The sequence below is a fragment of the Janthinobacterium sp. EB271-G4-7A genome, assembly GCF_020858075.1.
In the GTDB taxonomy this organism is placed as follows: domain Bacteria; phylum Pseudomonadota; class Gammaproteobacteria; order Burkholderiales; family Burkholderiaceae_D; genus Janthinobacterium; species Janthinobacterium lividum.
This window is the reverse complement of sequence record NZ_JACYMI010000001.1, coordinates 292129-304136: the sequence shown is the minus strand read 5'-3', so window position 1 is coordinate 304136 and position 12008 is coordinate 292129. Positions and strand designations below refer to the sequence as shown.

At 58.9% G+C, this 12008-nt stretch carries 13 protein-coding genes and 1 pseudogene; 5 read left to right on the top strand and 9 right to left on the bottom strand.

The annotated features are described in order from the left end of the window. Positions 1-2: 2 nt before the first annotated feature. Positions 3-1592, bottom strand: coding sequence for a beta-barrel assembly-enhancing protease (locus tag IGS58_RS01440; RefSeq protein WP_370385435.1), 1590 nt, complete (start codon positions 1590-1592; stop codon positions 3-5). A 196-nt stretch (positions 1593-1788) separates the two neighbouring features. On the opposite strand from IGS58_RS01440, the gene moaC reads away from it, so the two are divergent. Next, positions 1789-2295 carry a cyclic pyranopterin monophosphate synthase MoaC gene (gene moaC, locus IGS58_RS01435; protein ID WP_034780632.1) on the top strand — a complete coding sequence of 169 codons (507 nt, stop codon included), beginning with the start codon at positions 1789-1791 and terminating at the stop codon, positions 2293-2295. 171 nt (positions 2296-2466) lie between these two features. On the opposite strand, the gene IGS58_RS01430 is transcribed toward moaC, so the two are convergent. Continuing rightward, a complete protein-coding gene (locus IGS58_RS01430) occupies positions 2467-3387 on the bottom strand; it encodes a sialate O-acetylesterase (protein WP_230520495.1) in 921 nt (306 codons plus the stop codon). 501 nt (positions 3388-3888) lie between these two features. Here IGS58_RS01430 and IGS58_RS01425 point away from each other — a divergent pair. Further along, a pseudogene (locus tag IGS58_RS01425) lies at positions 3889-4086 on the top strand (cyclic pyranopterin monophosphate synthase MoaC); the annotation flags it as partial. Here IGS58_RS01425 and IGS58_RS01420 read toward each other — a convergent pair. Then, positions 4087-4467 (bottom strand): DUF6713 family protein, encoded by a 381-nt coding sequence (locus tag IGS58_RS01420; RefSeq protein ID WP_230520494.1) that lies wholly within the window; start codon positions 4465-4467, stop codon positions 4087-4089. A 163-nt stretch (positions 4468-4630) separates the two neighbouring features. Between IGS58_RS01420 and IGS58_RS01415 the strand changes: the two genes are divergently transcribed. Continuing rightward, complete coding sequence (locus tag IGS58_RS01415; RefSeq protein WP_230520493.1) at positions 4631-5353, top strand: flagellar brake protein; 723 nt, start codon at positions 4631-4633, stop codon at positions 5351-5353. 21 nt (positions 5354-5374) lie between these two features. On the opposite strand, the gene IGS58_RS01410 is transcribed toward IGS58_RS01415, so the two are convergent. The 4 genes from IGS58_RS01410 to IGS58_RS01395 form a co-directional block, all read right to left on the bottom strand. Next, complete coding sequence (locus IGS58_RS01410; RefSeq protein ID WP_034788806.1) at positions 5375-5839, bottom strand: pilin; 465 nt, start codon at positions 5837-5839, stop codon at positions 5375-5377. A 215-nt stretch (positions 5840-6054) separates the two neighbouring features. Beyond that, a complete protein-coding gene (gene sucD / locus IGS58_RS01405) occupies positions 6055-6936 on the bottom strand; it encodes a succinate--CoA ligase subunit alpha (protein WP_034746085.1) in 882 nt (293 codons plus the stop codon). A gap of 13 nt (positions 6937-6949) precedes the next feature. Further along, on the bottom strand, positions 6950-8119 hold the full coding sequence (gene sucC / locus IGS58_RS01400; RefSeq protein ID WP_034788653.1) for an ADP-forming succinate--CoA ligase subunit beta: 1170 nt from the start codon (positions 8117-8119) through the stop codon (positions 6950-6952). Between the two features lie 72 nt (positions 8120-8191). Continuing rightward, complete coding sequence (locus IGS58_RS01395) at positions 8192-8752, bottom strand: DUF2889 domain-containing protein (protein WP_070254657.1); 561 nt, start codon at positions 8750-8752, stop codon at positions 8192-8194. 198 nt (positions 8753-8950) lie between these two features. Here IGS58_RS01395 and IGS58_RS01390 point away from each other — a divergent pair, with 198 nt between their 5' ends. Then, entirely contained in the window at positions 8951-9160 is a 210-nt protein-coding gene (locus IGS58_RS01390; protein ID WP_230520492.1) for a hypothetical protein, read from the top strand. An 83-nt stretch (positions 9161-9243) separates the two neighbouring features. Here the strand turns inward: IGS58_RS01390 and recX are convergent, their stop codons facing one another. Further along, positions 9244-9699 carry a recombination regulator RecX gene (gene recX, locus IGS58_RS01385; RefSeq protein ID WP_230520491.1) on the bottom strand — a complete coding sequence of 152 codons (456 nt, stop codon included), beginning with the start codon at positions 9697-9699 and terminating at the stop codon, positions 9244-9246. Positions 9700-9926: 227 nt separating this feature from the next. Continuing rightward, complete coding sequence (gene recA, locus IGS58_RS01380) at positions 9927-11030, bottom strand: recombinase RecA (RefSeq protein ID WP_034788660.1); 1104 nt, start codon at positions 11028-11030, stop codon at positions 9927-9929. A 241-nt stretch (positions 11031-11271) separates the two neighbouring features. Between recA and IGS58_RS01375 the strand changes: the two genes are divergently transcribed. Beyond that, positions 11272-12006, top strand: coding sequence for a response regulator (locus tag IGS58_RS01375; protein ID WP_034746066.1), 735 nt, complete (start codon positions 11272-11274; stop codon positions 12004-12006). Positions 12007-12008: the final 2 nt, after the last annotated feature.

Here is a 12008-nt window from a genome sequence, read left to right as displayed (position 1 = left end):
AGTCAGCCCTTCTGGTCCTTGATCTGTTCGCGGCGCTTTTCCTGCAGCTCGCGCTCGCGCGCATCGATCACGGCCTGGTCATAAAAAGTCGCGTCCGTCGACTTGCGGGCGATCGTCAGCTGGTCCAGCGCGGCCATGGTAGCGCCCTGCAGCACGTAGGATTCGGCCAGCGCCATGTGCTGCAAGGTCATCTTGCCCTGGTCCGCATAGGCTTTCGCCAATAAATCGTAGAGTTCCGGCTCTTCCTTGTAGAGCTGCACCTGGTCGCGCAGATACAGGGTGGATTGCTCCAGCTTGCCGGCAGCCATCAGCGCTTCCGCATACTGGTGGGCAATGCCGCGCGAGAGGGGAAACTGCTGGCGCGCAGCGTCCGCCGCCTTCAGGGCCTGTTGCGCCACTTCCTTCTTTTGCGCCGGCATCAACAGCACTTCCAGCGCCATCGCCGCCAGCAGGGAATTGGGGTCCTGCGTGCCGCCCGAGGTAAACACGTTCGGCCCGGCCGGCTGGTGCAGGGCCGCATTGGCCGCATCGAGTTCCTTTTGCGCCTCCGCCGGCTTGCCCTGCTTGACGGCAACAAAGGATAAGCCATAGTGGGCGGCCGTCACCTGGAAGCGGCTTTGCTGTTCCAGCTGCGTCTTGAAGACGGCCTTGGCGTTCAACAGGCCTTGCACGCTTTCATCCTGCAGCACGCGGGCGCGGGCCCGGGCCAGGTGAAAACTCAGGCTGTCCGCACGCTGCTTGTAGGGCTGTTCGCGGATGCGCGCCTGGATGTCGGCGATGCGTTCCGTCGTCAGCGGGTGGGTCTGCAGGTAGGCGGGCATCAGGTCGCTGTACGAACGGCTGGCCGCCTGCATGCGGCCGAAGAACGCCACCATGCCGGTGGTATCGAAACCGGCCTCGCCCATGATCTGGAAGCCGATGCGGTCCGCCTCGCGTTCGGCGTCGCGGCCAAAATTGAGCTGGCGCTGGATCGCCAGGCCCTGGCCGGCGGCAAACACGCCCATCGCCACGTCGCCGCCCGCGCGCGACGCCAGCGCGGCCAGCAGCATGGCCGCCAGCGGCATCAGGGCATCCTGGCGCTGCTGGCCCAGCATGCGCGCGATATGGCGCTGCGCCACGTGGCCAATCTCGTGCGACAGCACGGAAGCGAGTTCCGCCTCCGTTTGCGCTGCCAGCACCAGGGCCGAGTGCACGCCGATGAAGCCGCCCGGCAAGGCAAACGCGTTCAACTGGGGATCGCGCACGGCAAAGAAGAAATAGTCGTAATTCGTTTCGCCGCGCACGCTGGGGCGCGCCGCCACGAGGGCGTTGCCGAAGGTATTCAGGTATTCCAGCAAGGGCGCATCATCGAGGTAGTCGCGGTCGCCGCGGATGCCGCGCATGATTTCCTCGCCGATCTTGCGCTCCATCGCCGGCGACAGGTCTTCGCGCGACGTGTCGCCCAGGTTCGGCAGGTTCGGCGCCGGCGGCACAGCCAGCGGCGTCCAGCTGCTGGCCGGCTTGGCGGACACGCTGGCAGCCGGCGCCGCTGGCGCGGAGGTATAGGTTTGCGCCAGCGCACAGGGCGCAGCGCAGCAGAGGATGGCCAGCACCGATGCGCGCCGTGAGCCGCGCAGCCATGCCGCAGCGGCGTTTTCAAGGACGATCGGAAGGGAAGTTTTTGAATTCACGGGTGCTATCATACCTTGTTCGCGGCACCCATTCCCACGCACCAAGCATGCGCCATGCCAGTGGCATGACGTCGTGGTCCGGCGTGCCGCGCCCCCACCCCTCACCTATTTTGACGCCATGACAACAGCAGACAAGCAAGCCCCCGCCGGGGAACTGACCCATTTCGACGCCACGGGCCAGGCCCATATGGTGGACGTGGGCAGCAAGGAAGACACGCGCCGCAGCGCCGTGGCCGCCGGCACCATCCGCATGCAGCCCGCCACCCTGGCATTGATTATTTCCGGCACCGCCAAGAAAGGCGACGTGCTGGGCATCGCCCGCATCGCCGCCATCATGGGCGCCAAGCGCACCAGCGACCTGATTCCCCTGTGCCACCCGCTGGCCCTCACGCGCGTCACCGTCGATTTTGAAGTGGACGAAGCGGCCAACAGCGTGCACTGCCGCGCCCAAGTCGACACGACGGGCAAGACGGGCGTGGAAATGGAAGCGCTCACTTCCGTGCAGATCGGTTTATTGACGATCTACGACATGTGCAAGGCCGTCGACCGGGGCATGGTCATGACGAATGTGCGCGTGCTGGAAAAGCATGGCGGCAAGTCGGGCGATTGGACTGCGGCCGTGTGAGTCCCAGCGGCAAGCCACGAGTTGAGTACGCAGTACCGTCAAGGCGTTAGCTTGGCGGCCAGCTGCACGCAGGCAGATGCATGGCGCTTCCCATGAAAAGAGCCAGGACCACTAACGCCATGGCGTGTATCGCCTGGCTAAGGGCACAGGGGCGCTGCCTTCATGCAGATGTCATTCAAGAGCAGCTTTCACCGAATCGAGCCACATCGACGCCATTCTTTCTTGTCCTTTTTCAGTGAAATGACAAGCATCAAACCTGTACTCATCACCCAGCAAATTAGTGTTTGGTCCGGGATAACGCTTCAAATGAGGAGCATTGCCAAATACTAATTGAGCAGACTCGATATTACGGTCATATGCCATCCCGCAACGCGAATGAACGGCAATCATCCAGCGGTTTACCTTGACTTTACTATTGACGTAGTCAATTACCTCACCCAATCGTCGCACATATAAATCCTTATCTGTACCAAAATCCGAGGAACCCTGGTGCCAAAACGCAAAATCAAATTTAATTTCTTGCGCCTGGATTAATCCGATTGCACTGTTGAGTTTTCCAAATGCCACGCCACCTGCCTGCCAATCCGACACTTTGGTTCCCCCCACGCCGATCGGCATGAAAATCACTTTAAGCGCGATACCGGCTCCAATCAGCTTTTTCCCCAGCGGCATCCACATTGATCCATTCTTACAATCGGCCCACTCAAAGGGATCGCTTGCGATTTTTATCACGCCATCTTTACCAACCTGAAATACATTATCCACAGCAGGATAAACATGTTCATTGCAATTCGACGATATCGATTGACCGATGACCAAAATTCGTAGCTCGGGCAAGGGATCAGGAATAACGGGGGTGACGGGAATGACTGGGATGATTGGTGGGACCGGGGTGACTGGGATGACCGGGGTAACCGGGATCACCGGCGTGACAGGCGTGACAGGCGGAACGGGGGTGACGGGGGTAACGGGAATAATTACAGGTGCGTCAGGCGCACTGCCAGTACCGCCGCCGCATGCGGCAATTACCAAAATACAAGATAGCCCGAGAAGATACTTAAACAAACGAAGATTTTTCATCATTGAAGTCATGTTGACATCCATAGAAAAACATCACGTCTGGCGCATACGGTGTTTGCAGGCGTCCACATTCAGGTCATCTTCCATGCAGCATGGATGAAGGGGATATTGCTCATACATCTCAGAAAGCACTAACAACACTCAATGAAATATATCGAATAAAAAAACGCTCGTTATTGAGAAAAATCGAAAGATATGTCTTATAGGAAAAAATGGCATTGCTGTCTTCACATGAATCCATGAAAAATACAAAAACAGCAATAGAATAGAAGGTGGCAAGTAATAAGCAGGAAGGGTGGGACTTGCAGACTTGCAGACTTGTTACGCACTTGATAAGCAAGGCAGCGGCTGCGAATAGCTGATAATCCACTGTATCAGCAACAACTTCAGATCACCAACAAGGCATTGACCAAAAGCCGTCATCAATACATGAATCAGTACACTTCATGAATCGGAAATCTATGGCAGGAAAACAAAAAGATGCTATATACATAGTCTGCCAAGCGTACCTGGCACTCAGTACCTTTAAGCGTCAAGGCGGATATCACAGGCAAGACGGGCGTGGAAATGGAAGCGCTCACTTCCGTGCAAATCGGCTTATTGACGATCTACGACATGTGCAAGGCCGTCGACCGGGGCATGGTCATGACGAATGTGCGCGTGCTGGAAAAGCATGGCGGCAAGTCGGGCGATTGGCACGCCGAGGTGTGATTATTTTGCCTGGCGCGCAGGATGGAGCTTGACGCGGCGCAAGTCGCGCAGCAGCCAGGCGCCACACAGCAGGCATAGCGCGATGACGGCCACGGACAGGGGCAAGTGGAATTGTTCCAGCCCCGCCAGCGCAAAGCCGGCATGGATCAGACACGTTCCCACCCCCAGCGCGGCGCATATTGCCGCATAGCGGGACGCGTGTCGGGTGTTCAGCAACACATGCCGGTAACCGGCCAGCACCACGGCAATCGCCGCCAGGTTAAACACGAGAAAACCCTGCACGCCGCCCGGCACATGAAACATCTCCCACTCTTTCCAGTAGGCAGCGTCGATTTGATGCAGGATCAGGAACAACATGGTCCAGAAGTAGCTGCGTTGCATAAGGTTTACGTTCGTCAATATTGACGCAATTGTAAAGCCTGAACCGCGTACCTGCACCTGCGCATGGCATTTTTCGATGCCAATATGAATTTCATTGATATAAATGCTTTTTCATCAAGAAATCATGCATACTGCGAGTCGTCCATATCCAGATGAGCATCGCATGACAAGCAACAAGCCCGCCGCAGAAACCAAGCTCCAGGACTTCGAATTCGAGGCCATGAATCTGCAGGTGGGAGGACGCATCCAGTTCATCACGCACCGCACCATCAAGCCCATCCAGCATTTCTCGACCGTGATCGGCTATGTGAAAGACGAGTACCTGATCGTCAAGATTCCCATGGAAAACGGCGCGTCCATCGTCCTCAACGAAGGTGACAAGCTGACCATCCGCGTATTTTCCGGCGTCACCGTCTGTTCGTTTTCCTGCAGCGTGCTGCGCATCTTTGGCCGCCCCCTCAATTATGTCCACCTGAGCTTTCCCGATGCCATCCAGGGCACCAGCCTGCGCACAGCCATGCGCGTGAAAGTGGAAATTCCGGCGCAGCTCAGCTATCGCGACGTGGCGGCCGTGCCCGTGTTCATCGTCAACCTCAGCGTCTCGGGCGCGCTGATCGAGGCGCCCAGCATGCTCACGCCCGATGACGAAGGCGTGGCACTGAGCTTTACCCTGCTGGTGCAGCCGAACAAGCACCAGATGCGCGTCAACACGCGCGCCCGCATCCAGAACGTCAGCGTGGGCAAACCGTCGAATGGCCATGCCCCCGGCGTGGCGGAAATCTATACGTATGGAGTGCAATTCATCGACCTGGAACCGACCCACTACACCCTGCTGCAAAACCTCACCTATGAAGCGCTGATCGCGGACCGGCAAAAAATCGTCTGACGCTGGCAAGGCAGACCCCACTTACAGCGTCGGCGTCACGTCGGGAATGTTGTTTTTGGTAATCGCTTCCTTCGCTGCCGGATTCGTCACGGTGGTGCTATTGAACCAGGTCAGGCTGCTCGTGCCCGGCTTCATGGTCATCGTCACGGTTTGTCCACCGATACCCGTGCCCAGGTCGGCCGCCAGGGTCAGCACGATATCGCCCTTGTCCACTGTGGCGCTGGCCACTTCGCGCGTGGCGCTGAACACGGGGATGGCGCTGGGCACGGCCTGGGTGGGCGTGCTGCAGGCGGTGGCCAGCCCGCCGTTTTCCTGCACGCACAGGGCCACGGCCGTTTTCAAGGGGGCAGCGGCCGCCAGCACATTGCTGACCTTGGCCCGCATCGTGTAGTCGCCATATTGGGGAATGGCCACGGCCGCCAGGATGCCGGCGATGGCCACCACGATCATCAGCTCTATCAGGGTAAATCCGCTTTGCGCGCGCATCGTATCCTCCCATTGTGCATTGCTCACGCCGTGCATGGTGCAAGCGCCATGCCAGCGGCGCGCCCGGGCAGCGGCGGCGCACGTGGAAAGAAAAGCGACGCATTTGGGCCGGTTCGGACCAGCACCGTCGCCCCCCGGCCGGGAATCGGCCTGTCTTGCGGACAAAAAAAAAGGAGCCGAAGCTCCTTTTTTGTACTGCTATGACCAGGCTGGAATTACAGCATGGCTTTCAGCAGACGCGCCATTTCCGACGGGTTTTTGGTCACGGTGATGCCGCAAGCTTCCATGATTTCCAGCTTGGCTTGTGCCGTATCGGCACCGCCCGAGATCAGCGCGCCGGCGTGGCCCATGCGCTTGCCTGGAGGAGCGGTTACGCCAGCGATGAAGCCGACGACCGGTTTTTTCATGTTGTCTTTGATCCAATAAGCCGCGTTGGCTTCGTCCGGACCGCCGATTTCGCCGATCATGATGACCGCGTCGGTATCTGGATCATCATTGAACATCTTCATGATGTCGATGTGCTTCAGACCGTTGATCGGGTCGCCGCCGATGCCGACTGCCGACGATTGGCCCAGGCCCAGCGCGGTCAGCTGACCCACTGCTTCATAGGTCAGGGTGCCCGAACGCGACACCACGCCGATACGGCCTTTTTTATGGATGTGGCCTGGCATGATGCCGATCTTGATTTCGTCTGGCGTGATCAAGCCTGGGCAGTTAGGGCCCAGCAGCAAGGTTTTGCTGTTGGCTTTAGCCATGCGGTCTTTCAGGGCCATCATGTCACGCACAGGAATGCCTTCGGTGATGCAAATGGCCAGATCCATTTCAGCTTCGACAGCTTCCCAGATCGCCGCTGCCGCGCCTGCTGGCGGCACGTAGATCACGGAAACGTTGGCGCCGGTTTCTTTTTTCGCTTCGGTAACGTTAGCGAAAATAGGAATGCCTTCGAAATCTTCGCCGGCTTTCTTCGGGTTCACGCCTGCCACGAAGGCAGCTTTGCCGTTCGCGTAGTCGCGGCAACCGCGGGTGTGGAACTGGCCGGTCTTGCCGGTGATCCCTTGGGTAACGACTTTGGTATCTTTATTGATCAGAATGGACATGTTGATTCCTTAATTAAGCTTGACCGGCAGCAGCGGCAACGACGCTCTTGGCTGCATCTTCCATGGTGTCGGCTGCGATGATAGGCAGACCGGAATCGGCCAGCATCTTTTTGCCCAGGTCTTCGTTGGTGCCCTTCATGCGCACGACCAGCGGTACGTTCAGCGAGACGGCTTTCACTGCGGCGATAACGCCTTCAGCGATCACGTCGCAACGCATGATGCCGCCGAAAATGTTCACCAGGATGGCTTTCAGGCCTGGGTTTTTCAGCATGATCTTGAACGCTTCGGTCACTTTTTCTGCCGTGGCGCCGCCGCCGACGTCCAGGAAGTTGGCTGGCTCGCCGCCGAACAGTTTGATCGTGTCCATGGTGGCCATGGCCAGGCCGGCGCCGTTCACCAGGCAACCGATGTTGCCGTCGAGCGAGATGTAGGCCAGGTCGAATTTCGACGCTTCGATTTCAGCTGGATCTTCTTCGTCCAGGTCGCGCAGGGCGATGATTTCCGGATGACGGAACAGGGCGTTCGGGTCAAAGTTGAACTTGGCGTCCAGAGCGATGACCTTGCCGCTGCCGGTGACGATCAGCGGATTGATTTCGGCCAGCGAGCAATCGGTTTCCCAGTATGCTTTGTACAGGCCTTGCAGGTTGACGCGGGCGTCGACGATGGAACCGGCAGGCACGCCGATTTTGGTCGCGATGTCGTCTGCCTGGGCATCGGTCAGGCCAACGCTCGGCTCGATGGTGACGTGGTGGATCTTCTCTGGGTGGCTCTCGGCCACTTCTTCGATGTCCATGCCGCCTTCGGACGATGCCATCAGGACGATTTTCTGGGTGACGCGGTCGGTGACCAGCGAAACGTACAGTTCCTGTTTGATGTCGGCGCCTTCTTCCACCAGCAGGCGGTTGACTTTCTGGCCTTCGGCGCTGGTCTGATGCGTGATCAGCTGCATGCCCATGATCTGGTCAGCGTATTCCTTGACCTGTTCCATCGATTTTGCCACTTTCACGCCGCCGCCCTTGCCGCGGCCACCTGCGTGGATCTGCGCCTTGACAACCCACACCGGGCCGCCCAGGGTTTCCGCAGCCTTGACGGCTTCTTCGACGGACATGCACGGAATACCGCGTGGTACCGTCACTCCGAATTGCCGGAGGATTTCTTTGGCTTGATACTCATGGATTTTCATGCTGGCTTCCCTTCTGATACTGATGTGTAAAAATACGGTTAGTGGTGCAAAAAAAACAGGAAAGCGCCGGGGTCACGGCTTGGCTACCCAGCGCGGGTAATACTGTGCAACTGCCCCGCCATCCGTGCGCAGGGCGTGGCATTTGTCGAGTTGAAACGGCTTTTCATGCGATAAGTCAGCATTCGCACCGTCACGGGTCGACCAGACATCGCCGGCAAATGCCTGAACCGTCGCAGTCGGCAAGACTTGCGCCAGTTCGGTCAAATGGGTACAGCCGGCGATTCCCGCCAGGCGCTGTTTCAAGTCGCGGCGGAAATTCTTCAATAAATTCAGACCGATCAGCGCCCTGTAAGCGGGGCCGATGGTATCGCAAAAACCGGGATAGGGTACGGCATCGGAGGCGGCCTCGGCCTCGACAATGGTCAGTTCGCGATCGACGGTAATACGTAAATGGAGGTCATGCAGAGGGGCGCCGGCGGGACGGGGGCCGGAGGCCAGGGTCGCGTCATAGCTTTTGATATCGGTGATATGGGCGTCAATATCCCACAGGCCGTCGTCGCGCACATACGCTTGGACGTCGATAACACGGGAGTGCCGTAGGGCGCGCCGGGATACGGGAGTTGACAGGGGCATAAGACCGATGCCGCTTGCGCGGCCATAATTTAGTAAGCAGCCATGTGCCTAAAGCACTCTGTTCGCAGCTTCTACGAACAGCAACCGCACCTGCGGCGCCGCAAAAACCCTAAAAGTGTAGCACACTGGGCGCTGGTTGCGCCGCAACATAATTTTTCATTGCTTCGATAAAAACATTTCAAAGCATAAAGAATACACATGGAAATTGACACCGTTATCACGGATGGTGATGACAGATATGGCCGATGGATGCCGCGATATACCTCAGATTGCCGCGCCGGCCCAGCCGACGGCAGCGCGGGCAAGCCCGGCCCCATGCAGCGCAACAATATGCCATCCGATTGCCAGGCGGATGGCAAGGAAAGTGAACTTACCAGTAAAACAATGATCTGGAGCGAGCTTGCCTGACAAGCAAGGTACAGGGCAGCCATGAACTGTTGCAGATCGAACACAGCGAGACCAGGGCCAGCTGGACGGTCAGCGGCGCGCACCTAGTCGTCCTCGGGCTCCAGCCCCTTCAAGGCCACCTGCACGGCGCGCTGGGAAAAACCGCGCTGCATCAGGAAGCGCATCTGCTTGTTGCGCTGCTCGGCATTCTGCGCCACCTCGCCAAATTTGCGGCGCCACACTTCGCAGGCACGCGCAACCTCCCCTTCGGCCAGGCCCGCCTTGAGTTCCTGCAGCGCCTCGCCACCGATGCCATGGCTTTGCAATTCCGCCATGATGCGGCTATTGCCGAAACGGGCCGAGCGGCGGTGGATCAGCGACTCGGAAAAACGCTCCTGCGATAGCCAGTTCGCCTGCTCCAGGCTGTCGAGCAAGGCTTCCACATCGTCGCCCTCCTGCGCATGGCGCTGCAGCTTGCGCCGCAATTCCATGCGGCTGTGTTCGCGCATCGACAGAAAACGTAGCGCCCTGCCCTTCAGGCTTAGTTGTACTGCGGCCATACATCCACCTTGTCTTTCATTCCACGGTCAAGCCATCCAAACACAATCGCCGCCCGGCGCAACAGCGCGGGACGGCGATCGTGGTCATACTATGCGGCGAGCCGCGCGTAGGTCGGATTAGGCCCCTTGGGCCGTAATCCGACAACATTGTTGGCGTCTGATCCGACAACATTGTTGACGTCTGTGGTGTTGTCGGATTACGCGCGGCTTTGCCGCGCTAATCCGACCTACTCTGCCTTGGCTTCTGCAGCCTTGGCAGCCTTGTCGGCGGCTTTATCCGCTTTTTCCGGCTTTTCAGCGGCCAGCGGTGGCAGTTCGCGCACGCCCAGCGAAGCGCGGACCTTGTTTTCGATTTCGCGGGCCAGCGCCGGACGCTCTTGCAGGAAGGCACGTGCGTTGTCCTTGCCCTGGCCGATGCGTTCGCCGTTGTAGCTGTACCACGAACCGGATTTTTCCACGATCTTGGCATCCGAGCCCAAATCCAGGATTTCGCCTTCGCGCGAGGTGCCGGCGCCGTACAGGATGTCGAAGTGCGCTTCCTTGAACGGTGGCGCGATCTTGTTCTTGACGACCTTGACCTTGGTTTCGTTGCCGATCACTTCATCGCCGGACTTGATCGAGCCGGTGCGGCGGATATCCAGGCGCACGGAGGCGTAGAATTTCAGCGCATTGCCGCCGGTGGTCGTTTCCGGGCTGCCGAACATCACGCCGATCTTCATGCGGATCTGGTTGATGAAGATGACCAGGGTATTCGTGCGGTTGATGGAGCCGGTCAGCTTGCGCAGGGCTTGCGACATCAGGCGCGCTTGCAAGCCTGGCAGGGAATCGCCCATGTCGCCTTCGATCTCGGCGCGTGGCGTCAGCGCGGCCACGGAGTCGATGACGACGAGGTCGACGCTGCCCGAACGCACGAGGGCGTCGCAGATTTCCAGTGCCTGCTCGCCCGTATCCGGTTGCGAGATCAGCAATTCATGCAGGTTCACGCCCAGCTTTTGCGCGTAACCGACATCGAGCGCGTGCTCAGCATCGATAAAGGCGCAGGTGCCGCCCAGTTTTTGCATCTCAGCGATGGTTTGCAGGGTCAGGGTGGTTTTACCCGACGATTCCGGACCGTAGATTTCCACCACGCGGCCACGCGGCAAACCGCCCACGCCCAGCGCGATATCGAGGCCGAGCGAACCGGTCGACACGACTTGCACTTCTTCGATCGCTGCGCTGGCATCCATGCGCATGACCGAACCTTTGCCAAACTGCTTCTCGATCTGCGCCAGTGCGGCGGCGAGCGCCTTGGCTTTTTCCGATGCGGGTACTACAGCTTTTTTATCGTCCATATGTTCTTTCAGCCGTTCTACAGTTGCGGATTCACGTGAATCCGGCAGCCTGCGATAGCGCCAGTGGGTTAAATTCTTTACACAGACAGTACTGTATAAAAAAACAGTGATCAATGCAAGCGGAACGTGGATTTGTTTTGAAACAGATCAATACAAGCCTGGTTTCTCACAAAAACTCGCCACCTTGCGGAAAATGAAACACAATACAAACTTCTACCGCCGCAAGCATAGGAAGTGCACCATGCGTATTTTACTTGCCGAAGATGACAGCGTGCTGGCCGATGGCCTGACCCGCTCGCTGCGCCAGTCCGGTTATGCGATCGACTACGTCAAGACGGGCCAGGAGGCCGATACGGCCCTCTCCACCCAGGAATTCGACTTGCTGATCCTCGACCTGGGCCTGCCCAAGATGTCCGGCCTGGAAGTGCTGCGCCGCCTGCGCGCGCGCGCCTCGCTGCTGCCGGTGCTGATCCTGACGGCCGCCGATTCCATCGAGCAGCGCGTGAATGGCCTCGACCTCGGTGCCGATGATTATATGGCCAAGCCGTTCGCCTTGTCGGAACTGGAGGCAAGAGTGCGCGCCCTGACGCGCCGCGGCGCCGGCGGCGGCGCCACCATCATCAAGCACGGCCCCCTCAGCTATGACCAGGTGGGGCGCAGCGCCTACATCAACGACCAGATGCTCGACTTGTCGGCGCGCGAACTGGGCTTGCTGGAAATCCTGCTGGGCCGCACGGGCCGCCTCGTCTCGAAAGAACAGCTGGTCGACCACCTGTGCGAATGGGGCGAAGAAGTGTCGAACAACGCCATCGAAGTGTATGTGCACCGCCTGCGCAAGAAGATCGAGGTGGGCGGCGTGCGCATCGCCACCGTGCGTGGCCTCGGCTATTGCCTGGAAAAATACTCGGAAGCGGCGCGCCTGAACGCCGAAGCGGGCGAATCGGCAAGCCCGGCCAGCGGACCCGCCAGCAAGTGAAG

What these genes read in the sequence shown, in the direction of transcription:
- recX (WP_230520491.1), bottom strand. Translation starts at nt 9,699, where the DNA reads ATGGCCGCAGTACAACTAAGCCTGAAGGGCAGGGCGCTACGTTTTCTG.
- sucC (WP_034788653.1), bottom strand. Translation starts at nt 8,119, where the DNA reads ATGAAAATCCATGAGTATCAAGCCAAAGAAATCCTCCGGCAATTCGGA.
- IGS58_RS01395 (WP_070254657.1), bottom strand. Translation starts at nt 8,752, where the DNA reads ATGCCCCTGTCAACTCCCGTATCCCGGCGCGCCCTACGGCACTCCCGT.
- IGS58_RS01375 (WP_034746066.1), top strand. Translation starts at nt 11,272, where the DNA reads ATGCGTATTTTACTTGCCGAAGATGACAGCGTGCTGGCCGATGGCCTG.
- IGS58_RS01430 (WP_230520495.1), bottom strand. Translation starts at nt 3,387, where the DNA reads ATGACTTCAATGATGAAAAATCTTCGTTTGTTTAAGTATCTTCTCGGG.
- moaC (WP_034780632.1), top strand. Translation starts at nt 1,789, where the DNA reads ATGACAACAGCAGACAAGCAAGCCCCCGCCGGGGAACTGACCCATTTC.
- sucD (WP_034746085.1), bottom strand. Translation starts at nt 6,936, where the DNA reads ATGTCCATTCTGATCAATAAAGATACCAAAGTCGTTACCCAAGGGATC.
- IGS58_RS01420 (WP_230520494.1), bottom strand. Translation starts at nt 4,467, where the DNA reads ATGCAACGCAGCTACTTCTGGACCATGTTGTTCCTGATCCTGCATCAA.
- IGS58_RS01410 (WP_034788806.1), bottom strand. Translation starts at nt 5,839, where the DNA reads ATGCGCGCGCAAAGCGGATTTACCCTGATAGAGCTGATGATCGTGGTG.
- IGS58_RS01415 (WP_230520493.1), top strand. Translation starts at nt 4,631, where the DNA reads ATGACAAGCAACAAGCCCGCCGCAGAAACCAAGCTCCAGGACTTCGAA.
- recA (WP_034788660.1), bottom strand. Translation starts at nt 11,030, where the DNA reads ATGGACGATAAAAAAGCTGTAGTACCCGCATCGGAAAAAGCCAAGGCG.
- IGS58_RS01390 (WP_230520492.1), top strand. Translation starts at nt 8,951, where the DNA reads ATGGAAATTGACACCGTTATCACGGATGGTGATGACAGATATGGCCGA.